At 70.3% G+C, this 23,385-nt stretch carries 24 protein-coding genes and 1 pseudogene; 9 read left to right on the top strand and 16 right to left on the bottom strand.

From position 1 onward, the window contains the following. Positions 1-10 precede the first annotated feature (10 nt). The 3 genes from LGR69_RS07715 to LGR69_RS07705 all read right to left on the bottom strand — a co-directional run bounded on the left by LGR69_RS07715 (position 11) and on the right by LGR69_RS07705 (position 2,921). Complete coding sequence (locus tag LGR69_RS07715) at positions 11-406, bottom strand: hypothetical protein (protein WP_007569230.1); 396 nt, start codon at positions 404-406, stop codon at positions 11-13. Positions 407-509: 103 nt separating this feature from the next. Continuing rightward, positions 510-1,877, bottom strand: a complete 1,368-nt coding sequence (locus LGR69_RS07710; RefSeq protein WP_230365669.1) for a glutamate--cysteine ligase — start codon at positions 1,875-1,877, stop codon at positions 510-512. Between the two features lie 291 nt (positions 1,878-2,168). Further along, complete coding sequence (locus LGR69_RS07705; RefSeq protein WP_230365668.1) at positions 2,169-2,921, bottom strand: 16S rRNA (uracil(1498)-N(3))-methyltransferase; 753 nt, start codon at positions 2,919-2,921, stop codon at positions 2,169-2,171. 231 nt (positions 2,922-3,152) lie between these two features. On the opposite strand from LGR69_RS07705, the gene LGR69_RS07700 reads away from it, so the two are divergent. Together LGR69_RS07700 and ubiA are read left to right on the top strand one after the other, a co-directional pair. Further along, positions 3,153-3,623, top strand: coding sequence for a hypothetical protein (locus LGR69_RS07700; protein ID WP_050733332.1), 471 nt, complete (start codon positions 3,153-3,155; stop codon positions 3,621-3,623). A gap of 420 nt (positions 3,624-4,043) precedes the next feature. Continuing rightward, complete coding sequence (ubiA, locus tag LGR69_RS07695; RefSeq protein WP_007565864.1) at positions 4,044-4,991, top strand: 4-hydroxybenzoate octaprenyltransferase; 948 nt, start codon at positions 4,044-4,046, stop codon at positions 4,989-4,991. 15 nt (positions 4,992-5,006) lie between these two features. Here the strand turns inward: ubiA and LGR69_RS07690 are convergent, their stop codons facing one another. Further along, positions 5,007-5,462 (bottom strand): DUF6101 family protein, encoded by a 456-nt coding sequence (locus LGR69_RS07690; protein ID WP_230365667.1) that lies wholly within the window; start codon positions 5,460-5,462, stop codon positions 5,007-5,009. Positions 5,463-5,883: 421 nt separating this feature from the next. Here LGR69_RS07690 and LGR69_RS07685 point away from each other — a divergent pair, with 421 nt between their 5' ends. Next, positions 5,884-6,699, top strand: a complete 816-nt coding sequence (locus LGR69_RS07685) for an inositol monophosphatase family protein (RefSeq protein WP_007565866.1) — start codon at positions 5,884-5,886, stop codon at positions 6,697-6,699. 129 nt (positions 6,700-6,828) lie between these two features. On the opposite strand, the gene LGR69_RS07680 is transcribed toward LGR69_RS07685, so the two are convergent. Next, positions 6,829-7,065: a hypothetical protein gene (locus LGR69_RS07680; RefSeq protein WP_007565867.1), complete on the bottom strand. Its 237-nt coding sequence runs from the start codon at positions 7,063-7,065 to the stop codon at positions 6,829-6,831. Positions 7,066-7,225: 160 nt separating this feature from the next. Next, positions 7,226-7,435 (bottom strand): cold-shock protein, encoded by a 210-nt coding sequence (locus LGR69_RS07675; protein WP_007565868.1) that lies wholly within the window; start codon positions 7,433-7,435, stop codon positions 7,226-7,228. A 316-nt stretch (positions 7,436-7,751) separates the two neighbouring features. On the opposite strand from LGR69_RS07675, the gene LGR69_RS07670 reads away from it, so the two are divergent. Beyond that, on the top strand, positions 7,752-8,141 hold the full coding sequence (locus tag LGR69_RS07670) for a hypothetical protein (protein WP_007565869.1): 390 nt from the start codon (positions 7,752-7,754) through the stop codon (positions 8,139-8,141). Positions 8,142-8,151: 10 nt separating this feature from the next. Here the strand turns inward: LGR69_RS07670 and LGR69_RS07665 are convergent, their stop codons facing one another. Beyond that, the gene (locus LGR69_RS07665; protein WP_082316915.1) at positions 8,152-8,355 is read right to left on the bottom strand and encodes a hypothetical protein; all 204 of its coding nucleotides are present in this window, start codon (positions 8,353-8,355) and stop codon (positions 8,152-8,154) included. Between the two features lie 147 nt (positions 8,356-8,502). Between LGR69_RS07665 and LGR69_RS07660 the strand changes: the two genes are divergently transcribed. Together LGR69_RS07660 and LGR69_RS07655 are read left to right on the top strand one after the other, a co-directional pair. Beyond that, positions 8,503-9,081, top strand: coding sequence for a type 1 glutamine amidotransferase domain-containing protein (locus LGR69_RS07660; protein WP_230365666.1), 579 nt, complete (start codon positions 8,503-8,505; stop codon positions 9,079-9,081). Between the two features lie 270 nt (positions 9,082-9,351). Continuing rightward, positions 9,352-10,341 (top strand): hypothetical protein, encoded by a 990-nt coding sequence (locus LGR69_RS07655; RefSeq protein WP_230365665.1) that lies wholly within the window; start codon positions 9,352-9,354, stop codon positions 10,339-10,341. A gap of 4 nt (positions 10,342-10,345) precedes the next feature. On the opposite strand, the gene LGR69_RS07650 is transcribed toward LGR69_RS07655, so the two are convergent. Together LGR69_RS07650 and LGR69_RS07645 are read right to left on the bottom strand one after the other, a co-directional pair. After that, a complete protein-coding gene (locus LGR69_RS07650; RefSeq protein ID WP_230365664.1) occupies positions 10,346-12,004 on the bottom strand; it encodes a calcineurin-like phosphoesterase C-terminal domain-containing protein in 1,659 nt (552 codons plus the stop codon). Between the two features lie 140 nt (positions 12,005-12,144). Next, positions 12,145-13,443, bottom strand: a complete 1,299-nt coding sequence (locus tag LGR69_RS07645; RefSeq protein ID WP_007565876.1) for a L,D-transpeptidase family protein — start codon at positions 13,441-13,443, stop codon at positions 12,145-12,147. A 360-nt stretch (positions 13,444-13,803) separates the two neighbouring features. Between LGR69_RS07645 and LGR69_RS07640 the strand changes: the two are divergent. Together LGR69_RS07640 and rcdA are read left to right on the top strand one after the other, a co-directional pair. Further along, positions 13,804-14,241: pseudogene (locus tag LGR69_RS07640) on the top strand (copper chaperone PCu(A)C); the annotation flags it as partial. 354 nt (positions 14,242-14,595) lie between these two features. Continuing rightward, entirely contained in the window at positions 14,596-15,126 is a 531-nt protein-coding gene (rcdA, locus tag LGR69_RS07635) for a protease adaptor protein RcdA (protein WP_007565878.1), read from the top strand. Between the two features lie 49 nt (positions 15,127-15,175). Here the strand turns inward: rcdA and LGR69_RS07630 are convergent, their stop codons facing one another. Next, complete coding sequence (locus LGR69_RS07630; RefSeq protein WP_230365663.1) at positions 15,176-15,955, bottom strand: MetQ/NlpA family ABC transporter substrate-binding protein; 780 nt, start codon at positions 15,953-15,955, stop codon at positions 15,176-15,178. A 445-nt stretch (positions 15,956-16,400) separates the two neighbouring features. After that, positions 16,401-16,649 carry a 50S ribosomal protein L31 gene (gene rpmE / locus LGR69_RS07625; protein ID WP_007565880.1) on the bottom strand — a complete coding sequence of 83 codons (249 nt, stop codon included), beginning with the start codon at positions 16,647-16,649 and terminating at the stop codon, positions 16,401-16,403. Between the two features lie 242 nt (positions 16,650-16,891). On the opposite strand from rpmE, the gene LGR69_RS07620 reads away from it, so the two are divergent. Next, on the top strand, positions 16,892-18,736 hold the full coding sequence (locus LGR69_RS07620) for an ABC transporter transmembrane domain-containing protein (RefSeq protein ID WP_230365662.1): 1,845 nt from the start codon (positions 16,892-16,894) through the stop codon (positions 18,734-18,736). A 343-nt stretch (positions 18,737-19,079) separates the two neighbouring features. Here LGR69_RS07620 and LGR69_RS07615 read toward each other — a convergent pair whose 3' ends face one another. The 5 genes from LGR69_RS07615 to LGR69_RS07600 form a co-directional block, all read right to left on the bottom strand. Then, on the bottom strand, positions 19,080-19,802 hold the full coding sequence (locus tag LGR69_RS07615; protein ID WP_230365661.1) for a hypothetical protein: 723 nt from the start codon (positions 19,800-19,802) through the stop codon (positions 19,080-19,082). A gap of 312 nt (positions 19,803-20,114) precedes the next feature. Next, positions 20,115-21,128: a peptidoglycan -binding protein gene (locus LGR69_RS07610; protein ID WP_007565883.1), complete on the bottom strand. Its 1,014-nt coding sequence runs from the start codon at positions 21,126-21,128 to the stop codon at positions 20,115-20,117. Next, positions 21,128-22,105: a MotA/TolQ/ExbB proton channel family protein gene (locus tag LGR69_RS07605; protein ID WP_230365660.1), complete on the bottom strand. Its 978-nt coding sequence runs from the start codon at positions 22,103-22,105 to the stop codon at positions 21,128-21,130. Before LGR69_RS07605 ends, LGR69_RS07610 begins: the two co-directional genes overlap by 1 nt. A gap of 243 nt (positions 22,106-22,348) precedes the next feature. Then, entirely contained in the window at positions 22,349-22,480 is a 132-nt protein-coding gene (locus LGR69_RS31790) for a hypothetical protein (protein ID WP_268868443.1), read from the bottom strand. Positions 22,481-22,564: 84 nt separating this feature from the next. Further along, entirely contained in the window at positions 22,565-23,383 is an 819-nt protein-coding gene (locus LGR69_RS07600; protein WP_007565887.1) for a TIGR00282 family metallophosphoesterase, read from the bottom strand. Between the last annotated feature and the right edge of the window lie 2 nt (positions 23,384-23,385).

Genomic DNA, 23,385 nt, shown 5'->3' with positions numbered 1-23,385 from the left:
GGATCAGGGCTTACCAGCCGTAATCGTAGTAGCCGTAGGCCGGGGCGTAGCCGTAAGCCGGATAGGCGTAACCGCCGACCGGGGCGTAGCCATAGGCCGGGTAGCCGTAGCCGCCGCCGTAATAGCCGTAGCGGGGCGCCGCGCTGGCTGCCAGGGCACCGCCGATGATGCCGAGGGCGGCACCGGCCGCGACTGCGCCGGCGACCCGGCCGCCATAGCCGCGGCGGTAGCCGTAGCCGCCGTAATAGCCGCGCCGCCAGCCGACCGTGTCGATCTGGGTGGTCGGGCCGCCGACCTGCACGGCGGTCTGAGCCGGCAGCGGCGCAGCCTCGGCTGCGGTGAACGAACCGGCGATCATGGCCAAGGCCGAGGCGCCGGCGACGACGGATGTGGTGATGCGGGACATGGACACCTCCTCCACGCGCTGAACGATCGGCGTGTGAACATCCAGGTATCGCACTTCGTTCCAGGCGCCGGTGTGCGGCCGCACGACGCTTAGGATCGGCGGTTCAGAACACGCATTCCGTGAAGGCCGGGCGCACGCAGGCGCTCCAGCGGCCCTCGTAATCGGCGAGCAGATCGTCCGCCCGGGTGCGTCCCGCGGTGACGATCGCCTCGAGCGGCTGGAGGTAGACCGTCTCGTCGCGACCCTCGGCATCGCGGCGGTCACGGGCGCGCAGGCCGGCGCGGGCGATGGCAAGCGCCTCGGCGGCGACCGCGCCGAGCGTGGTGTTGGCCACCGGGGCGGCGAGGCCGAGGCGCGGCGCGGTGGCGCGGGCGGCCTCGCGGTTGGCCGGGCTCCAGCCCTTCACGAGATCCAGGGAGGCGTCCAGCGCCGCCTCGTCGTAGAGCAGCCCGGCCCAGAAGGCGGCCTGGGCCGCGATCATGCCGGGATCGCCGACATCGGCGCCGCGCATCTCCAGGAAGCGCTTGAGCCGCACCTCCGGGAAGGCCGTGGAGGCGTGGTTGGCCCAGTCGGCGACCGTGGCGTACTCGCCCGGGAGCTGCGCCAGCTTGCCGGCCATCAGGTCGCGGAACGAGGCGCCCGAGACGTCGTGGTAGATGTCGCCGCGCTTGACGAAATACATCGGCATGTCGAGCAGCCAGTCGACATAGGCCTCGTAGCCGAACCCGGATTCGAACGCGAAGGGCAGCATGCCGGTGCGGTGGGGATCGGTGTCGCGCCAGATCTCGGAGCGGCGGGACAGGAAGCCGTTGGGCCGCCCGTCGGTGAAGGGCGAATTGGCGAACAGGGCGGTCGCCACCGGCTGGAGCGCCAGGGAGGCGCGCATCTTGCGCACCATGTCGGGCTCGGAGGCGAAGTCGAGATTCACCTGCACGGTGGCGGTGCGCAGCATCATGTCGAGGCCGAGGGAGCCGACCTTCGGCATGTAGCCGGCCATGATCTTGTAGCGGCTCTTGGGCATGACCGGGGTCTCGTCCCGGCGCCAGCGCGGGCTCATGCCGAGCGTCAGGAAGCCGATATCGAGCGGATCGGCCGCGCGCTTGGTCGCCGCCAGATGGGCGGCGAGCTCGGAAGCGGTGGCGTGCACATCCGGCAGCGCCGCGCCGGACAGCTCGAACTGCCCGCCCGGCTCGATCGAGATCGCGCCGCCCTCCTCGGCCGAGAGGCCGATGATGTTGCCGAGATCGAGGATCGGCTCCCAACCCGTCTCCCGGGCGAGCCCTTCCAGCAGCGCGCGGATGCCGCGCTCGCCGTCATAGGGCACCGGCTCGCGGCTCTCCCGGTAGAACGGGATCTTCTCGTGCTCCGTGCCGATGGCGAATCGCGCGCGCGGCTTCTCGCCGGCGGCGAACCACTCGATAAGTTCGGCGCGCGTGGTGAGCGGCGTGGTGTCGTTGCTGTCGCGCGCCATGCGCTGCCTGCCCGTGCCTGTGAACCATACGCCCGGGACGGGAGCGCACCGGAATGCTCCGACGAGTCCGTCCGGCTCAACCCCGTCCCGCGAGCGGAGACCGGACGGACGCCCGCGCCGGCTTCGAGAGCACGGCGCGGGCGGCGTCCGGTTCGGGACATAATCGAGGCTTCGGGAACCGACAACGCGGCGCCGTGGACCGGGGCCCCTGTTCACCCCGCTTCGGCGGAACAATCCCGTGGCCCGCCGCTCTCATGTGCGCCGGCACACACGCTTCGGCCGGCCTACGCGTCAGCGCGCGTCGCCGAGCACCGCCTGGACCAGGGTCAGCACCGCGACCGCCGCCGTGTCGGCCCGCAGGATCCGCGGCCCGAGCGACAGCGCGACCGTGTTCGGCCGCGCCCGGATCGCCGCGCGCTCGTCGTCCGAGAAGCCGCCCTCCGGCCCAACCAGGACGGCGAGGGGCGGCGGCTGCGCGGGATCGGCGGCCTCGCGCAGGGCGCGGACCGGGTCGCTGACGGGGGCGTCCTCGTCGCAGAACACGAGCAGCCGCTCGGGCGCGAGACCCGTGAGCGCCGGGCCGAGCTTCTCCGGCTCCGGACAATCGGGGATCGCCAGGATGCCGCATTGCTCGGCGGCCTCGACGGCGTTGGCACGCAGGCGGTCCATGTTGATCCGCTCGCCCTGCGTGTACCGGGTGATGACCGGGCGGATCGTCCCGGCGCCCATCTCAACCGCCTTCTGGGCGAGATAATCGAGCCGCGCGCTCTTCAGGGGCGCGAATAGGTAGTGCAGGTCGGCGCGCGGCGTCTGGGCGCGGGTGCGCTCGGAGACGTGGAGATCCGCGCCCTTCCGGCCGGTCTGCACGAGGTGCGCGCGCCATTCCCCGTCCCGCCCGTTGAACACCAGAACCGGATCGTCGGGACCCCGGCGCAGGACATTGAGCAGGTAATTCGCCTGGGCCCGGTCGAGCGGCAGGACCACGCCGGCGGCGAGATCCGATTCGACATGGAGACGCGGGGCGGTGAAGTCGTAGGCCGGCATGGCCGGGTGGTCGCGCGCGCCGGCGGTGCTGTCAACGCGAGTCGAGGCGCCCGGCAACCCGCAAACCTGTTGCGAAAAGGTTACGAAGGCCGGTTTTTGGCGCTTCCCCCACACCAGCATGGCCTCGCCGGTTTGCCGCTCGATTGACGCCACATTCCTATGGCGAACCCAAGGGAACGGAGTGGGGCCGGCGGTGCGCGGGTTCCGGCAGGCGTCTGAGGGAGTCGCAGGATGGCATACGGGAGCTTGAGTCTGGGGGCGGCGGCGCTCGTCGGCGGCCTGCTGTTCGGCACGGCAGCCTTCGCGCAGGGCGCGGCCCCGGAATGCGGGACGATCCAGAAGACGCTCGCCGAGCGCAAGGCGCTGGTCTCCCGCGCCAACGCCGCGTCGAACAGCAAGAAGAAGATGACGCCGCAGGAAGCCTGCGCGCTGTTCGGCAAGCTCCAGTCCAACGGGGCCGAAGGCATGAAGTGGATCGCCGCCAACAAGGAATGGTGCTCGATCCCGGATTCCTTCGCCGAGGGCTTCAAGGCCGACCACCTCAAGGTCAGCGGCATCCGCACCAAGATCTGCGGCGTCGCGGCCCAGGCGACCAAGATGGAGGCGCAGGCCCGCGCCCAGGCCCAGAACGGCGCCAGCAGCGGCCTGCTCGGCGGCCCGGGCCTGACCGGCAGCTTCAAGCTGCCGCAGGGCGCCCTGTAGAGGCGTCCAGGCCGGGGCGCACGTCCCCGCACCAAGTCCCCACGCAGCGCGCTTCGGATTGCCTCACGCTCGACAGCGTGTCCTATCGATCGATGACACGCGCCATCCCGCCCGTCCCTGCGCGACCGGACTCACACATCTCCGGACGATACGCAGGTCCCCTCTCCCGTGCGGGAGAGGGACAGGGTGAGGGATGCGACCCCACCGGAAAGCCCTGGTCCCTCACCCCAGCCCTCTCCCGCACGGGAGAGGGGGCACGTTGAGCCCCACAACAGCGGGGGCGCTCGAACCGGCATGGTCCGTGACCCGTGCGAGAGACAGGACACAGCGCTTCGGGCGCTTGCTGCCGGCCCTGATGTGTGAATCTGCTAGCTCCGTGACGGAGCGAGATGGCGCGTGGGACGACCGGAGATCCGACCGATGAGCGGGACGGCGGCAGAGGACGGGCGTCCGGCCGACGCGGTGAGCGGGCATTGGGTCGAGCGCGCGGCGCCGCGGCCCTGGCGGCCCTATCTGCGCCTGGCGCGCATCGACCGGCCGATCGGCTGGTGGCTCCTGCTCCTGCCGTGCTGGTGGTCGTCCGCCCTGGCGGCCATCAAGGCCGACCTGTCCTTCCCCGATCCCTGGCACGGCCTGCTGTTCCTGATCGGCGCGGTGGCGATGCGCGGCGCGGGCTCGACCTACAACGACATCGCCGACCGCGACCTCGACGCCCAGGTCGAGCGCACGCGCCAGCGTCCCCTCCCCTCCGGGCAGGTCCGGCCGCGCCACGCGGCGCTGTTCCTGCTGGCTCAGTTGCTCGTCGGCTTGGCGGTCTTGCTGCAGTTCAACGAGCAGGCGGTGCTCGTCGGGCTGTGCTCCCTGCTGCCGGTCGCGATCTACCCGTTCATGAAGCGGGTCATGCCGATGCCGCAGGCGGTGCTGGGCCTGGCCTTCGCGTGGGGGGCGCTGATGGGCTGGGCGGCCCTGTTCGCCCGCCTCGATGCCCCGGCGCTGCTGCTCTACGCGGGCACGATCTGCTGGGTGGTCGGCTACGACACGATCTACGCGGTCCAGGACATCGAGGATGACGAGATCGCCGGCATCCACTCCTCGGCCCGCCTGTTCGGCCGGCACGTCCGGGGCGCCGTGGGCCTGTGCTACGCGCTCGCCGCGCTGTTCGTCGCGCTGGCCGCCTGGGGCGCAGGCGCGGGACTCGTGGGTTTTCTCGGGGTCGCGGCCTTCGCCGCGCATCTCGGATGGCAGGTCCTGTCGCTGCGGGAGCGCGACGGGCGGGGTGCGCTGACCCTGTTCCGCTCGAACCGGGATGCCGGCCTGATCCTGTTCGTCGGGCTCTCGGCTGACGCGCTGCTGCGCAGCCTCTCCTGAGATCCGGCAGCGCGATCAGGTGCGGGCGATGATCTCGTTCTCGCCGCGGAAGATCTGCGGACGGGCCGGCAGCCGGCCGGTCTTGCGGCGGGCCAGGAAGCGCGGGCGGCGGGCGCCGAGCCCGGCATGCCGGCGGCGGATGCGCACGCGCCCGAGGATCAGCCGGCCGATCTGCTCGGAGACCGGCACCAGCACGCCGTCCTCGCGGACGATCATCCGGACCAGCCCGGCCCGGGCGGCGATGTCCCGCCAGATGGCGACCACGTCGTCCTCGTCGAAGCAGCCGAGGCGGTGCAGCTCCTCGCCCTCGGCATCGACCAGGATCAGGCTGAACCGGTCGGCGCCGCAGATCTCAGCGTCCTCGGTGGCGTAGGCCAGGGCGATCCCGGCGGCCTTGCGGGCGCCGGGGACCCGGCCGATCACCGGCAGGGGCGACGGGGCGAAAGCGGAAGCGGCCCCTTGGGCATCCATGAAAGGTCCTTCGCGACGTTCGTCCGTGAACGAGGAAGTGTTCATCTGTCCGAGTCCCTGGGGCAAGTGGCGACCCGTGTCGGGCCGTCCGTTATGCCAAGCAAAATCGCACCCGAACTCCTCCGCACAGCTTAAGCACCGTCGTTAAGCGATTCTGGACGGGGATGTCATTTGAGGAATGCTCAATGCTTCCTTGAATGCTCAACAACTCCTTGCGAAGATCGATCAGTCTCGATCGATCCCGGTGGTGGAGTGCGGATCCTTGTGGCCGTGGGGCTGGCGCCCTACAACGGAGGCCACCGGGCGGCACGGCCCTCCGGTACCCACAACCTCCTGCCGAGCCGGCTCAGTACCTCCGACCTGCCGGGCGGAGGCCCCGACGTGGCCCGATCCGGGCCTGACGCATTCCCTGCGGAGCGCGATGCCCGAGCCCCTCTCCGACGCGGCCGTATCCGCCCTGATGCCGGACCTGCGCGCGGTCATGCGCGAGGCCGCCGATATCGCCCGCCCGTTCTTCAGGCTGGGCGGCCAGACCTCCGCGCGGATCTGGTCGAAGGCCGGCGGGTCTCCGGTGACGGAGGCCGACGTGGCGGTCGACACCTTCCTGAAGATCCGCCTCAGCGCGCTGGTGCCGGAGGCGGCCTGGCTGTCCGAGGAGACCGCGGACGACCCGTCGCGCATCGGCCACGACCTCGTCTGGATCGTCGACCCGATCGACGGCACCCGGGCGTTCCTGTCGGGCCATCCCGACTGGTCGATCGCGGTCGCGCTGCTGGCCGGCGGCCAGCCGCGGATCGGCTTCGTCCACGCCCCCGTCGGCAATGCCGATTACGAGGCGGTGCTCGGACACGGCGCCACGCGGAACGGCGAGCCGATCCGGGTCGATGCCAAGGAGACGCTGCCCGGCGCGCGGATCACCGGGCCGAAGCCGATGCTCGACCGCCTATCCCGGGGCGCCGGCGCCGATGTCGATTTCGAGCGGATCGACCGCATCCCGTCGCTGGCCCTGCGGCTCGCCCGGGTGGCGGAAGGCTCGGTCGATGTCGGGCTGATCTCCGGCAATGCCCGCGACTGGGATATAGCGGCGGCCGACCTGATCCTGCGGGAGGCCGGCGGCGTGGTCTGCGACCTCAAGGGTCAGGCGACCACCTACAACCGGCCCGACCCGGTCCATGGCGAATTGCTGGCGACACCGGTCGCCCTGCGGGACCTGGTTCTGGCGGCCTGGGATCGATAGGGCCGCGCCGGGGCGCAAGCGGGCGACGCGTGTCGGCCCGAGCCCACGCAAAAGCCGCGCTCGATCATCGATCGAACGCGGCTCCAGACGCTCTGAACGTGCGGGGACCCTATCGGGCCGGATCGGCCCTCAGGCCGCCGCCGCCTCGCGGATGACCACGGCGTTGGGCGCGAGCCCGAAGCGCTCGGCGAGATGCCAGCGCAGTTCCCGGGGGGAATGGTAGTTGTAGGACCGATCGATCAGGTTGCTGAGATCGGTCCCGGCCTCGTTCGCGGAATTGGCCCGCGCCAGCCGACCGACCCGGAAGGTCGACGCATCGGTGACGGGGGAGCGGACGCCGCGGCGCCGCGTGTATTCGAACATCATTATCGCGTGTGTCTTTTCTTTTCTGGACCGGACGTCTGTGCGCGCCCGGCGTCGTTTCTGCTGGTTGCCTCCGACGCCCCCGCGGCCCGGGCGATTGCCCGGATGGAAGCGTCGGAAGGGGGAGCCGCCTGGTGCGGCTGGTTCAATCCCGTTCGCGGGTTCAGGCGGCCTGAAGGTTGCCGGCGGCGTCCTTGCCGCTGCGCTTGTCCGTCAGGATCTCGTACGAGAGCCGCTGGCCCTCGACCAAGTTACGCATGCCAGCCCGCTCTACGGCGGAGATGTGAACGAAAACGTCCTTGCCGCCGTCATCGGGCTGAATGAAGCCGTAGCCCTTGGTCTCGTTATACCACTTCACAGTGCCGGTATTCACGTAGGGTACCTCGTTCGTCCATAGGTCATGCGCACGGCGAAAAAGCCGCGCGATGCACCACGGTCTTGCTGGGTTGGCCAGTGTGGCAGGGCGCGAGACGCCGGGCGTTGGAAAGCGCCGGTCTCGATGGGAAAGCCCCCCGAGGCTCTATTTAGGCGCTGGCTGCGGCGGCAACAAGGCGTTTCGGGCGCGGCCTCTCGGTCGCAGGCCCGGCGGGCCAACCGTAGCGGCGCGACGCCCCCTGTGATTTCCGGCGTTCTCGTTGCATATACGGAACGCGGACAGACAGTTAAGGCGCGTGGCTCCCGGACGATACATGGCAGGCATTTCGGTCTCGCTGGACGGTGCGAACATCCAGCTCTCCTTCCAGAAGGACGATCAGGCGACGGCAGTGGTGATGGATGCCCGCGCCGCCCGCGCTTTGGTGCGGGCCGTCGGGCAGCTCCTCACGGCGATCGACGACACCGACGAGCCCGACCTGACCGAGGGCCTGGGCGACGAGGAGGTCGCGATGCTCGACGTCACGTCCTCGGCGATCGAGATCGGCACCGACGAGGAAGGCCAAGCCGTGGTCGCGCTCCAGGCCGGCGCGCTGCCGCCGTTCCAGCTGCGCCTGACGGACGAAGAGGCCCGCCACGTAGTGACGAGCCTCTCGGAAATCCTCAGCGCGCCGCGCGACGTACGCACCTCGCACGGCGGTCACTGAACCCGCCGGATCACATCCGCGTGCCGGGATCGGTCGGCGATCCGGGGAAGACGTCGGGCTCGGAGCCCGGGCCGCCGGGCTCGCCGACGCCGGGATCGTTCACCGGATAGGGCGTGCGCGGTCCGGTCGGTCCGATATCGGGCTCGTCTTCGGGCAAGGGGGGCGGCGGCGGCAGATCGCCGGGCGTGGGATCGGGAACGCCGGGATTGGCCATGGCGCGTCTCCTGCTGGTGTTCGGGATGCCGGATCAACGGGCCGCCCCTCCGGGGGTTCCGCAGGCGAAGCCCGGATCCGATGCGGCGCGGAACAGCGCCCAGGCACCTCCGTTGACCGGGCAGACCCCCCATCAAGGAGGCCCGCCATGCCCGATATCCGCCAAGCCAAGATCCTGATCCTCGCCACTGACGGCTTCGAGGAGAGCGAACTCACCGTCCCGCACGCCCAGCTCGCCGAGGCCGGCGCCACCGTCTCGGTGGCCGCGCCGCAATCGCGCGAGAGCAAGGGCACGATCCGCGGCTGGGACAAGACCGACTGGGGCAAGGAGGTGGCGGTCGACATCGATCTCGAGCGCGTCGACCCCGCCGAATACGATGCGCTGGTCCTGCCGGGCGGCCAGATCAACCCGGACAAGCTCCGGCTGGAGCCGAAGGCCCTGGAGGTGATCAGGAGCTTCCTCACCTCCGGCAAGGTCGTCGCCGCGATCTGCCACGCGCCGTGGCTGCTGATCGAGGCCGGCGCGGCCAAGGGCCGCGACCTGACGTCGTTCGCCTCGATCCGCACCGACGTGATCAATGCCGGCGGCCGCTGGCACGACGAGGCCGTGGTGACCGACCAGGGCATCATCACCAGCCGCAACCCGGGCGATCTCGACGCCTTCTGCGCCAAGATCGTCGAGGAGGTGCAGGAGGGCGGCCACGGCACCCGGCAGCTCGCCGCCTGACATCCGGTCCGCGCAACCGCCCCGGGATCGGCTCCGCCCGGTCCGGGGCGCCCCCCTCGGAGGAGCCTGCCGGCGAGGCGGGCGCGAATGACCAGGGTCCGCGGTCATTGACGGATCGTACACCGGGACGAAGCAGGCCGCCCCGTTCGGACACGTCATCTTTACACGGGGCGGCGACGCTCACGGCAGCGCATCACGGCGTCCGCCGTTGTCCGAGGGGCCCGCTTGTCCAGCAGGAATGAACGCCGGAATCGGTGCCTCGATCTGGATGTGTTCAAGACGCTTCTCGTCACGGGCATGATCTTCGCCCACGTCGTCCAGATCGTTCAGGCGCCGGGCGACAGGCTGGCGGAAGGCCTGTCGAACGTTATCAACCTCATCAGCTTCTCGGGTTTCCTGTTCGCGTTCGGCTGGGGAACGGCCCTGTCCCGCCGCAGGGATCGGGCCGGGACGGTTTGGGCCCGGCTCAAGGGCCCCGCGCAAATCCTGCTGGCCTTCTACCTGTCGGGCATCGCGCATCTGCTGCTGATCGAGCGAACCGGCTGGTCCGGCACGCGGATCCTGGGCGTCGTGACGCTGACCGACCTGCCCGGCCACAGCGAGTTCCTGGCCTCGTTCTTCGTCCTGAGCCTCGCGATGATCGGGATCGGGCGATGGCTCGGCCCGCTCGCCGCGCAGCCAGCGATCCTGGCCCTGGGCCTGGCCCTCTCGGCCCTGTCCGGATGCGTCCAGATCGAGGCCTTCGATCTGCCCTGGCTGAGGATCCTGTTCAGCGCGCCGAACACCACGTATTTCCCGCTCGCGCCCTACGCGATGTGGCTGTTTCTCGGAGCCTTCTATGCCGGGAAGCCGGAACCGTTCGGCCGCCTCGCGCTGTGCCTTGCCGCCCTGGCGACCTACGGGTTTCTCGCCGTGGCGATGACGGCCGAGCGCCCGCCCGCCCGCTTCCCGCCCTCGACCCTGTGGGTCGTGGGACCGGCCCTGTTCCTCCTGCTCTATCGGGCGGCCAGCATGGCGATCGTCCGGCGCGTCGCCCTCCCCCGCTTTATGACGAGCCCGGGGCGACATGTCCTGATCTACCTGGTCGCCTCGAACCTGGCGCTGTTCACGTGCCGGACCCTGTTCGGCCACCCGGTCCAAGGTCTGTGGCAGACCGCGCTCGTCACCACCGCCCTGATCGCCGGAATCGCGACGGCGATCGAAGCCGCCTCGACCGCGATGCAGACATCGCGATCGCCAGCCCGGGCCGCGCCGACGTGAACTGTCAGCCGCGCGCGCCGTCGCCGGTCACCTCGAGGACGGCGCAGGCGCGGATCGGACGGCCGTACTCGTCCGTCCCCGCCACGGTGACCCGGTGGGCGCCGGGCGGGAGGTCGTCCGGCAGGCGGGCGGTCCAGATATGGGTCGAGGGCGTCGCCTGGACCCAGCTCTTCTTGGTCTCGGGGTACCGCGCGTAGAGCTCGGTCACGAACGAGTCGAGCCGCCGGGTACGGACCATCGGCTCCGGCGCCCGGTCGCCGATCCCCACGGTCAGGGTCGTGCGCGGGCCGCCGTCGAAGACGTTGACCACGAGGTTGGTCGAGGCCAGCGCCTCCTGCGGGACCGGCGGGCGCAGGCCCTGCATCGGATGGCTCGCCCGGACGATCTCCGGGGCGGCGGGACGCAACTCGCTCTCGAAGGCGATGCGCATCGTCGCGTCCGGCTCGCCCTGGGCGGGGACGAAGCGGGTCGTGTAGTCGGTGCCGCGGATCGAGAGCACGTGGAAGCCGTTCGGCGTGCCGTCGCGGCTGTCGGCCGAGGGGATGCCGGTCCGTGTATCCGGCCCGCTCCACCACGAGCCCGACACCGCCGTCATCACGTGGTGGTGGTGCCCGTCCGCCGGGTAGTGATGCTCGGTGGTGTGGGTGTGGCCGGCGAGGCTGAGCACCTTGCGGCCGGCCAGCACGTCGAGCAGCACCGCCCGGTCGATCGTCGCGCTGCGCGGGTCGTCGCCGGTATCGGTGAGCAGCGGGATGTGGGTCGCCAGCACGATCAGGTCGTCCGGCGGGATCTCGGCCAGGAGGTTCTTCAGAAAGGCGAGCGTCCGCTCGCCGATATGGCCCCGGTAGGTGTTGGCCCCCACGGGAACCGGCGGCCCCATCCACTCCACGTTGTCCAGCATGACGAACAGCACCCGCCCGTGCCGGAACGCGTAGCTCGGCGCGCCGAACACGCGCTTCCAGGTCTCGCGGCTGTAGCGCGCGTCCGGGGCCTGCATGTTGAGGTCGTGGTTGCCGGGCAGGCTGTACCAGGGCAGCCCGATCCGGCCGACGATGCGGTTGGAGCGCCCGTAGAGCGAGAGGTCGTCGAACAGCACGTCGCCGGTGGTGAGGCCGAACGCCGCCGGGATGGTCATCGCCCGGGCGACCGCGGTGTCGCGCACATGGTCGAGCTCGAACCGGCTCTCCGGCTGCGGATCGGTGAACAGGATCACGTCGAAATCCGCGGGTTCGTCGACCCGGGTCAGGGTGAAGTCGATCGAGGCCGGAAGCGGGCCGGTGGGTGCGAGGCCCCGGTAGCGCAGGCCGAGGCTCGCCGGCGTGCCGTTGGGCTGGTGGATGTAGGAGTGCCGGGGCACGTTGTCGGCATCGCGCGGCAGGGCGTAGCCCGGCGGCTTGATCACGAAGACCGCGCCGTCCCCGGGCATCGGCAGACGATAGCGCCCCTGCCCGTCCGTGCGCGCGACCTCGCGGCCGTTGGAGACCAGCACGCCCGGCAGCGGCGCGCGGTCGGCGCCGGGCGCCGGGACGGCATAGACGATGCCGGTGGCCTCCCCGGATTCCTGCGCCCCGGCGCGGCCGGCGATGAGCCCGAGGGCGGCGGCGCCGGCCACGGTCTCCCGGCGGGTGAGGCGTGCGGGTGCGGGATTGGAATCGCGCGACATCGGGGGCTCCTGCTCGGCGGCAAAGGCCAAGCAGAGGCGTTTGACCGCCCGATGACAGCGCGGCCCCGAAACGCACGAGGCCCGCACCCCGGATGGGATGCGGGCCTCGGATGAAGCCGTCGGGCCGAGGCGCGGAGCGCTTACTCCTCGTCGCCGGGCTCGAAGGTCTGGGGCAGCGGCTCGGCGCTGGCGACCGGGGTCGGCGCCCCGATGGTCGAGGGCACGTTCACGCCGTCGCGCTTGTAGATGTCGTCGCGGAACTGCACGAGGCCGTCCGGGGTCGCCCAGGCGGTGATGTAGGTCCAGTAGACCGGCACGGGCTGGGCGATGTTGGCGTCGACGCGCTTGCCGCTCTCGATCGCCTGCTCGACCTGCTCACGGCCCCAGCCGGGGGTCTCCTTCAGCAGCCAGGTGATGTACTCGCGCACGTTCTGCACGCGCACGCAGCCCGACGAGATGAAGCGGAAATCGTCGCCGAACACGCCCTTGGTGTTCGTGTCGTGCATGAACACGCCGTAGGGGTTCGGGATGTTGATGCGGACGATGCCCATCGAGTTGAAGTCGGCACCCGATTCCTGCCGGTAGGTGTAGCGCGTGCCCTCATCCGAGTTCCAGTTGATCGAGCGCGGCGAGACCTCGCCATTGCCCGACAGGATGTGGATCTTGTTGTCGGTGAGGTAGTTCGGATCCTTCTGCATCTTCGGGATCAGGTCCTTCTTCACGATGGAAGCCGGGACCGTCCAGGTCGGGTTGAAGTTGATCTGCGTCGCCTTGGTGTTCATGATCGGCGACTGGCGGTCGATCTTGCCGACGCCGGCGGCGTGCAGCGTGACGACCTGGCCGTTCTCCACGGTCTCCACCAGGGCGGCCGGGATGTTCATGATCACGAAGCGCCGGCCGAGATCGCCCGAATAGGAGCGCAGGCGGACGACGTTGGTCTCGAGCTGGTGCAGCCGCACGTCGGCGGGCACGTTCATCGCCTGCTGGGTGGCGAGGCTCATCGCGCCGGTCTGGCTGAGGCCGTGACGGGCCTGGAAGCGCTTCACGCCGGCCGCGACGTAGGAATCGTACACGCCCGAGCCGCCGGCGGCCGGATCGAGGTCGCCGGTGACGATCAGGCGCTGGCGCACCGCGGCCACTGCCGGACCCTTCGCGCCGACGCGCAGGCGCTCGGCGCCCGAGACCGGACGCCAGCCGCCGCGGTTGACGATCTCCCGATAGCGCTCGACCATCTGCTCGGTGGCCGCCACGGTCTGGGGCGACAGGATCGGCACGGTCTCGCGCTGCACCTGCATGCCGGCAGGCGAGGCGTAATCCTGCGCCCACTCGGCCTGGGCATAGTTGCCCTGGTCTCGGGCCTCGGCGGCGCCGAGCCCGAGCGTGCCGAGCGCGGCGACGCCCAGGATGGCGGTGAACCGGTTTGTTGCCTTGGTGCGCATCAGTCGCTGGCTCTTGTCCGGAGTTCGTCAGTTCATGGCGAGAGCGGGTCTACCCGGTCGCCACGGTGTCGGGATGGCCTTAAGACTCCCTATCGAAGGGGCCGGATTGTGGCATCGGCGTGCGCCAACGCACCTGACGACTGGCTGCGGCGCGGCGACAACTGTCACCCGCGGGACGGTGTGGCAGAGATGCCACCGTCGGGCGGTCCGGGCTGGCCGCGCCGGGAGCCCACGGCCCGCGCCTCAGGTCGCCGCCGCGGTCGCGGGCGGACCGATTGCTAGACGAGTCAGGACGGAAGCATGCCCATGAAGATCCTTTGCACGGCCCTGCTGGGCCTCGGCCTGTTCGCGAGCACGGCGCAGGCGGCCCCGGAGGCGGCGCCGGTCAAGGCCGGCGATCTCACGATCGACACGCCCTGGCTGCGCGCCACGCCGAACGGCGCCAAGGTCGCGGGCGGCTACGTGCGGATCGTCAACACCGGCTCGGCCCCCGACACGCTCACGGGCGCCTCGGTGCCGTTCGCGACCTCCGGCGAGATCCACTCCATGTCGATGGAGGGCGGCGTGATGAAGATGGCCCCGGTTTCGGGCGGCCTGACGATCAAGCCCGGCGAGACGGTCGAGCTGAAGCCCGGCGGCTATCACCTGATGTTCGAGGGCCTGACCGGCGCGCCCAAGGCCGGCGATACCGTGGCCGGGACGCTGACATTCCAGCGCGCCGGCACCGTCCCGGTCACGTTCTCGGTGGCGCCGATCGGCGCGAGCGCACCGGGCGGCGGCCACCAGCATCACCATTAGCAGACATCGATCGCCCCGGAGGCGGGGACACGCTGCGCGTGTTTCGGGACAGTCCACGCCGCTTGATCTGGCCCGCCCTCGCCCAGCAGTTGAGGGCGGGCAGGCCCTGCACGCAAGCGGTTCCAAGATCGGCCGGAGGCACCGCGTATTCGGCGGTGTCGAGGTCTCCTTTCGAATGCTTGCACGCGACGACGAGCGCCATATCTTAACCATCGGCCCGGTCGTTAAGGTTAAAAAAGATCTAACCCTGATGCGGCCGCGGTTCGGCGCTAGGATTGCTGCGTCGTCCGGGAGCCATGGCCGGAATGTCCCGGTCCGGGACGGCTAGGCCCGTCGGCGGCACAGGAGAGGCACATGAACGGCTTCGATGTCACGTTCCGGGACGATCGGGACTGGGTCGATTTCGGCAAGACCTACGTCAATTCCGTGGCGTTCAAGACGCTGTTCCGCGACGGCATGCTGCTCGTGGAGGAGACGGCGGCCTATCTCGACGGCGAGGGCCGGGACGAGTCGCGCCTCGTCTCCCGGGACGCGACGCTGAGCTACGCCGCGGAGAGCATGCGTTTGACCACGCTGCTCATGCAGATCGCGTCGTGGCTGCTGGTCCAGCGCGCGGTCGCCGAGGGCGAGATGACCCCGGCGGAGGCGCTGCAGGAGAAGCACCGGGTCAAGCTCGGCAAGGCCGAGCCGCCGAAGCAGTCGGATTTCAACCTGCTGCCGGTGCGCCTACAGCAGCTGATCATGCGGGCACGGCGCCTGCACGCCCGCATCCTCCACCTCGACTCGCTGATCGCGGACGACCGTCCGACGCCGGCACCGGTCGAGAGCCCGGTGGCGGCCCAGCAGGGCCTGCTGCGCATGGCGTTCCGCCTGGGCGAGGGCTGAGCGCGGCCGCGCGGCCGGACCCGGGGGGTTCCGACCGCGGGCGCGGGGCTCAGAAGGCCGGCAATTCGCCCGGCCGGTTCTGCGTGATGTAGGCCCGGATCGTGTCGTTCTGGTAGGCGTGGACGAGCTTGGGCACCCAGGAGGCGTTCTTGTCCGCCTCCCGCACAGCGATGAAGTTGTTGTAGGGGTTGTTGACCGACGACTCGATCGCGATCGAGTCCTTGCCCGGCTTCAGGCCGGCTTCGACGGCGTAGTTCGTGTTGATCACCGCGGCGTCCAGATCGTCGAGGCTGCGCGCCAGCTGGGCCGCGTCGATCTCGCGGAACTGCAGCTTCTTCGGATTGGCGGTGACGTCGAGCACCGTGGGCAGGATGCCGACGCCGTCCTTCAGCGTGATCAGCTTCTGGGCCTGCAGCAGCAGCAGGGCGCGACCGCCGTTGGACGGGTCGTTCGGGATGCCGATCGCGGCGCCGGTCTTCAGGTCGCCGACCGCCTTCACCTTTCGGGAATAGAGGCCGATCGGCGAGACGATCGTGTCGGCGACCGGCACGATCTTGTAGCCCTTGGCCTTGATCTGGTTCTCCAGGAAAGGCTTGTGCTGGAAGGCGTTGGCCTGGATGTCCCCGGCATCGAGGGCAGCGTTCGGCACGAGGTAGTCGGAGAAGACGACGAGGTCGAGATCGAGCCCGTCCTTGGCGGCGATCGCCTTCACCTTCGCCCAGACATCCTCGGAATCGCTCATGATGCCGACCTTGATCTTCTCGGCCGCGAAGGCCGGGGCGGCAAAGGTGAGCAGGATGGCGAGGGCGGACGACAGCCAGCGTTTCATGGAAGACGACCCCGAAAACGGCGCTCGCAGCTTTCGAGCGCCTGAGATGGTTTTGGGTCTCTCGGGGACGCTTCGAAGACCGTCCGACGATCACCCGGGAAGAACGACCGCGACCGGATCGATATGCGATCGGGACGACCGATGATCGTTGCGCGGTCCGATCATCGACGGGAGCGGACATTACGATGGCGCGGCTTGGCCGGAAAAGAGGCCCCTCGCACAGGCCAACCCGGCGAGAGCCGTCGCGGCGCGTCTTATCAAAAGATTATTTTCTTCGGCGGGTGATCATGTGGACCAAACCCGCCGCCCGGCCGGAAAATTTGCGATCGGATTTTACGGGAAAAACCCGCCCCAGGCGGGGTGGCGTGACAAGCGCGCAAGCAGAAACGGGCGGCCCCGCGAGGGACCGCCCGTTGTGATTCGGGTCCGCCTGATCCGCCGGGGATCAGCGCTTGCCGAGATTGCCGAACCGCGAGTTGAAGCGCGAGACGCGCCCGGCACGATCGAGCATCTTCTGCTCGCCGCCGGTCCAGGCCGGGTGGGTGAGCGGATCGATGTCGAGGTTGAGGGTGTCGCCCTCCTTGCCGTAGGTCGAACGGGTCCGGTACTCGGTGCCGTCCGTCATCACGACCTTGATGAAGTGGTAGTCGGGGTGCTCGGTCCCCTTGGCCTTTGCGGCCGCGTCCTTCGCCATGACCTGTCGTTCCTGTTCTGGCACGCCGGCGGGGAGCGCAGGAGGCGCCGCCCGGCCCGGAATGCGGAAGGTGTCAGCGGTTGCACCGAACCGTAGGTTCGTGGCAACGGCACGTCCAAGCCGACCGTGGTGGCGGCCCGCGGCCATTGAACACGCGCAATCGGATGAGGGGCGGCGTATATCGCAGGCTCTCTCCCGGAACAAGCGCCGTGGACCGGGTGGGAAGAGACGCGTGAGGCGTGATGGCCCGTAAGACGAAAGCGGCCGCTTCCGGCCGGCCCAAGGCACCGCTGAGCGCGCTCCGGCCGCTCCTGCCCTTCGCCCTGCGCTACCGCGGGCGGATCGCCGCCGGAATCCTCGCCCTGATCTGCGCCTCGGCCTCGACCCTGGTGGTGCCGATCGCCATGCGGCGGGTGATCGACCACGGCTTCACGGCCGACGGCGCCAACGTCATCGATGCCTATTTCCTGGCCCTGCTCGGGGTCGTGGCGGCCTTCGCACTGTCGAGCGCGGCCCGGGTCTATACCGTGGTCACCCTCGGCGAGCGCGTGGTCGCGGACCTGCGCAGCGCCGTCTTCGCCCGGCTGACGATCCTCGATCCCGCCTTCTTCGACCGCTCGCAATCCGGCGAGATCGTCTCGCGGCTCACCGCCGACGCGACGCAGATCAAGTCGGCCTTCGGCGTCTCCGTCTCGATCCTGCTGCGCAACCTGTTCCTGTTCGTCGGCGCGACCGCCATGATGGTGATCACCAGCCCGCGGCTCTCCGTGATGGTGCTGGCGGCGATTCCCGTCATCGTGTTCCCGCTGATCGTCTCGGGCCGCGGCGTGCGGCGGCGCTCCCGGGCCGCGCAGGACCGTCTGGCGGACGCCTCCGCCTACGCCGCCGAGGCGGTCGGGGCGGTGCGGACCATGCAGGCCTTCGGGCGCTCGGGGACGACGGCCGCGAAATTCGCCGCCGCCTCCGAGGAGGCCTATGCCGCCGCCCGCGATTCGATCCGGGCCCGCGCGCTGCTGACCGGCGTGGCGATCTTCCTGATCTCCGCCTCGGTGGTCGGGGTGATGTGGTACGGCGCGCAGGGCGTCCTCAACCACACCATGACCGGCGGCGAGCTCTCGCAATTCGTGCTCTACGCGGTGTTCGGCGCGGGCGCGCTCGGCCAGCTCTCCGAGGTCTACGGCGACCTCGCCATGTCGGCGGGCGCGGCCGAGCGGCTCACCGAGATCCTGGCGGCCGAGCCGGCGATCCGCACGCCCGTCCCGGCGTCGCGGCTGCCCGAGCCGGCGCGCGGCGCCGTGACCTTCGAGTCCGTGCGCTTCGCCTATCCGACCCGCCCCGGCCACGCCGCCCTCGACGGGCTGAGCTTCGCGGCCGCTCCGGGCGAGCGCATCGCCATCGTGGGCCCGTCCGGCGCCGGCAAGTCGACGGTGCTGCAGCTGCTCCTGCGCTTCTACGATCCGCAGGGCGGCCGCGTTCTGGTCGACGGCACCGACATCGCCCAGGTCGACCCGGAGGCCCTGCGCGCCCGCATCGCCCTGGTGCCGCAGGACCCGGTGGTGTTCTCCGGGACCGTGTCCGAGAACATCCGCTACGGACGCCCGGAGGCCGGCGAGGCCGAGGTGCGGCGCGCCGCCGACCTCGCCAACGCGCACGGCTTCGTCACCGCCCTGCCGCAGGGCTACGACACCCAGGTCGGCGAGCGCGGCGTCACCCTCTCCGGCGGTCAGCGCCAGCGCATCGCCATCGCCCGGGCGATCCTCAAGGACGCCCCGATCCTGCTCCTCGACGAGGCGACCTCCGCGCTGGACGCCGAATCCGAGCGCGCGGTCCAGGCCGCCCTGGACACGCTGATGCGCGGACGCACCACCCTGGTGATCGCCCATCGGCTCGCCACGATCCGCGCGGCCGACCGCATCCTGGTCCTCGACGACGGCCGCATCGTCGAGACCGGCACCCACGAGAGCCTGCTGGCCCAGGGCGCGCTCTACGCGCAGCTCGCGAGCCTGCAATTCACCGACGCCCTAGACGAGACCGCCCGCGGCAAGGGTCTTCGCATCCGCGGCGAACGCATGCCCGCCGCCGAATAAGCGGCGCGGAAGCCTTCCCCGCGGGTCTCGGGCGCGGATGACAGATGTGCGCCGCGCCGGCGAGGGGCGGGAATGGGCGCGCGGTGGAGAAGCCCGCGGTGATCCGCCTCCACTTGGACCTCGCGCGCTTCCCAGCCTGCCGTTCTCGCGCAGCCGACCCCAATCGAGCCCCTGGACGGGCTGATGCGTCCCCTCGGCGGCAGCTGAACGGCGTACGCACGGGCCTCTAACCGGCGGGATCGTCGGTGCTGTTCCTGATGACCGGCGGCGCACCCGGGATCTTCGCCGACAAAGGACACGCTGGCCGGTTGCGGAGCCTGATACGGCCCCGGCTCCCGATGGCTCAGGCAGCGCGAATGCTGCGGCCGAGGCGGTGGGTCCGGCCGGACGAGGGTTCGGCCGGGGGCGAGTCCGGCCGCGCCGCCGTGGCCGCCAGCGAGGCCGAGGCCGCGCGGAGCGCCCGGATCGGGTCCGCGATACCATCGATACCGGACAGGTCCTGATCGGGCGCACCCGCAACCCGCTGCGCCTGAGCCGCGATCACGTCCGATACCGCCGCGGCCTGCTCGGACAGTTCCCTGGCCCGGGTAGCAGCCGCCGCGAACCCCCCACCCGCCTGGGCGGCCGCGAGGGTGGCTCGCAGCGCCATCACACTCGCCTGGGCGGTCATCTCGGCGAGAGAGTCGATCGTGTCGGCGGGTGTCGGATGGGCCGGCTGAACGCTCAGAGTGACCAGCCCGTGCTGGAAGATCCGCACCGCCTCCGCGACCGCGTCGGCCTCCCGGGCCTGCCGGAATGCGATCGCCGCCCCGGACGCGTCCAAGCGCAGGCCGTGAAGGCCGGCGGATTCAGCGCCCCGGGGGGCGGCTGACCGGGACCGCGCCAGCCACCAGCCGCCGATCATCGCCAGGGCCAGAGCGACCAGGCCGGCAAGGACTCCCGGCTCGAACGTCGCTGCTGCGGACGGTGATGGCCGCCCCCAGCCGGGCCCGGCGGCGAGCAGCGCGCCGAGCACCGCGAAGATCGCGACGAGAGACGCGCATCTGGAAAGGGTCAGCTTGGACATCGGTGCAACCATCCCCGCCTCGCCGTCAACGATACGTCGAAATGGCTAATCCGCCGTTAAATGATCTGACCGCCGGTCAAATTCGACCGATCATTATTCACGATTGGCGATCGAATAAACAATAGCTTTGCGAGCCCGGATTGAATATCGGGCGAGGCACGATGATCGCACGACTATCCTGGACGCAGAATCGGACGTCCAAGACTCGGACAAGGGATCCCGAAAGGCGGATGCCGCAAGGGCCGCTCCCCGCCCGGTGCCTGACCTTACCGGGCACCAGAGCGGTCGATGGAAAGCGTCGGTCCGCCGACCCTACCGCTCCGTGAGCTTCATCTCGATCCGGCGGTTCTTGGCGTAGGCCTCCTCGGTCGTGCCGGCGTCGAGGGGCTGGAACTCGCCGAATGCGCCGGCCAGGAGATGCTGCGGCGGGATGCCCTTGCCGGCGAGGTACTGCACCACCGCGATGGCCCGGGCCGCCGAGAGCGCCCAGTTCGATGGGAATTGCGACGTGTTGATCGGCCGCGCATCGGTGTGGCCGTCGACCCGCAGGACCCAGGGCAGGTCCGCCGGGATTTGCCGGGCGAGGTCGGCGATGGCCCCGGCGATCCGGTCGAGCTCGGGGCCGGCCTCGGGCTTGAGCGTCGCCGAGCCGCCGGGAAACAACACCTCGGATTGCAGCACGAAGCGGTCGCCGACCACCCGGATGTCGGGGCGGTTGCCGAGGATCTGGCGCAGGCGCCCGAAGAAGTCCGAGCGGTATCGGGCTAGCTCCTGGACCTTCTGGGCCAGGGCGACGTTCAGCCGGCTGCCGAGCTCGGCGATGCGCACCTGGGATTCCCGGTCCCGGGTCTCGGAGGCGGCAAGCGCATCCTCGAGGGCGGCGAGCTGCCGGCGCATGGCGCTGATCTGCTCGTTCAGCAGATCGACCTGGGACAGGGCCCGCTTGGTCGCGCCGCGCTCGGCCTCCAGCTGCTTGTCGAGGGCGCCTGCGGCGCCCTGGCTGACGGTCGCGGCCTCGGCCTGGGACTTCGCCTGATCGCGCTCGGCCTCGACGCCGGCCAGGGTGGTGCGGAGGCTGCGGACCTCGTCCTCCTGGCTGCGGCGGTTCGAGCGCTCGAGGGCCAGGAGGTCGGTAAGATCGGCGATCTGGCGGTTGAGCTTGACCAGAGTCGCGTCCCGCCCGGTCAGCTCCTGCGACAGAAAGAACTGCCCGACCACGAAGACCGTGAGCAGAAAGACCACCGCCAGCAGCAGCGTCGCCAGGGCATCGACATAGCCCGGCCAGACATTGACGGAGCGTCGGGAGCGGGCCGCGGTCGAGGCCACTACACCCGCTCCCGGCCCAGCCGGTCGAGCACCTGCTTCAGCTCGCGCTCACGGCTCGCCTGCGCCTCGACCCAGTCGCGGATCATCTGCTGCTCGGCCCGCATATGCTGGACGAGGCCCTGGATGCCCTCGGCGAGGTTGGTCATGGCGAGCGTCGCGGCCCGGCCGCCCCCGCCCTCCGAGACGATCGCGGTCAACCGCTCGATCGCCTCCTTGAGATCCTGGTTGCCGGCGGCCGGCCGGATCGCGGCGGCGCCCTCGGTCTCGGCCGCCAACGCGCCGGACAGCAGCCAATCCTGCAATTCGTTGTGGAAACGGGCATGGGCCTGGCTGGCCTGCAGCTCCAGGAAGCCGGTGATCAGCGAGGAGGCGAGGCCGAACAGCGAGGCCGAGAAGGCGAGGCCGATTCCCGAGAGCGGTACCGCCAGGCCCGATTTCAGCTCGTCGAACATCACCCCGGCATCGCCGCCGCCGCGCATGCCCTTGATCACCCCGCCCACCGCCGAGAGGGTGTCGATCAGGCCCCAGAACGTGCCGAGCAGGCCGAGCAGGATCAGGATGCCTGCGATGTAGCGCAGGATCTCGCGATCCTCGTCGAGGCGCGCCGCGATCGTGTCGAGATAGCCCGAAGTTCCCGGCAGAAGCGCCCCGGTTTTCCGGGCGGCGATCATCGGCACCATGGGCGCCAGCAGGGCCGGCGGCTTTTTGGCCTGGCCGCCGCTCGCCACCGCGTTGACGTAGCTGACCTCGCGGTACAGCCGAAAAACCTGCCCGAAGGCGATCAGCACCGCGATCAGCAACACGCCGAGGATCAGCCCGTTGAGTCCCGGATTGGCCAGGAAGGCGGGCGTGATCTGCTTGAACAGGATGAAGGCGAGGAAGCCCACCAGGATCAGGAAGATCACCATCCGCCCGAGATAGATCCCGGGCCGTGCCAGCGGCTGTATTTTATTCTCGTTGTCGTCGCGGGCGGCCATCGGTCGCTCTAGCCTGATCTCACCATGAAGCCGCCGGCGGGCGGGATCCGTCGTGGCCACTGTGGGGGTAGCCCTGCACGCGATCAAGTCTCTCCACGGTCACGCTTGTGCGGCGATCGAGCCCCCCGGAAGGGGTGACGGCTCCGATCGTCCGACCCGCGCCGGCTCACGCCCCGCGCAAGCCGCCTATCCGGCGTAGCACGCCACCGAGGCGCGGCGCCGAAGGGCCTCGGACCGCGCGAGCTAGCGGTGCTGGTACCAATCCCAGACCAGGAAGGCCGGGAACGGGAGCATGATGGCGAAGAAGATCCAGTCGAACATCTGCGGCATGGCGCGGTCCCTTGGCGAGGTCCCTGGATTCGGGGGTCTCTGCAATCTACGGATGCGGACCGCCGAAGTTCCGGACCTGTGCCATGCCGGGACACCCGGCACCCTGCGCGGGCTGCCGTCGATCCGCCTCTACTCCCAGAACCGCGGCCAGCTCTCTTCGAGATTCGGACCGAGGCGAACCGCCGCGACCCGGGTGGCGAGGCCGTCCGCCTGGGTTTCCACGGCGACGCCGCACAGCGTGGCCTCGCCCCCGGCCACCTCCCAGCGGGAGCCCGGCGTCTTCTGGATCATCCGGCGGATCGGCTCGTCCTTCTGCATGCCGATGACCGAATCGTAGTCGCCGCACATGCCGGCATCCGACATGTAGGCGGTGCCCCCGGGCAGGATCCGGTGGTCGGCCGTGGGCGTGTGGGTGTGGGTCCCGACCACGAGGCTCGCACGGCCGTCGAGGTAATGGCCGAAGGCCTGCTTCTCGCTGGTCGCCTCCGCGTGCACATCGACCACCACGGCGTCGGCGGCGGCCCCGAGGGGACAGGCCGATAGCTCGCGCTCCACCGCGGTGAACGGGTCGTCCATGGCGTCGAGGAAGACCCGCCCCATCACGTTGACGACGAGCACACGGGCGCCGCCCTGCGTCTCCACCACGGTGGCGCCGCGGCCGGGCGTGCCGGGCGGGTAGTTCGCCGGCCGTACCAGGCGCGGCTGGCGGGCGATGAACACCAGCGCCTCGCGCTGGTCGAAACTGTGATTGCCGAGCGTCACGGCATCGGCACCGGCCTGGATCAGCTCGTCGCAGATCGTCTCCGAGATGCCGAAGCCGCCGGCTGAATTCTCGCCGTTCACGACGACGCAGTCGAGACGCCAGCGCTCGCGCAGCTTGGGCAGGCGCTCGCAGACGACGCTACGGCCCGGGCGACCGATCACGTCGCCGAGAAAAAGCAGCCGCATGG

This window comes from Methylobacterium brachiatum (genome assembly GCF_020523825.1).
GTDB lineage: Bacteria > Pseudomonadota > Alphaproteobacteria > Rhizobiales > Beijerinckiaceae > Methylobacterium > Methylobacterium brachiatum.
This window is presented reverse-complemented; position numbering and strand designations above follow the sequence as displayed.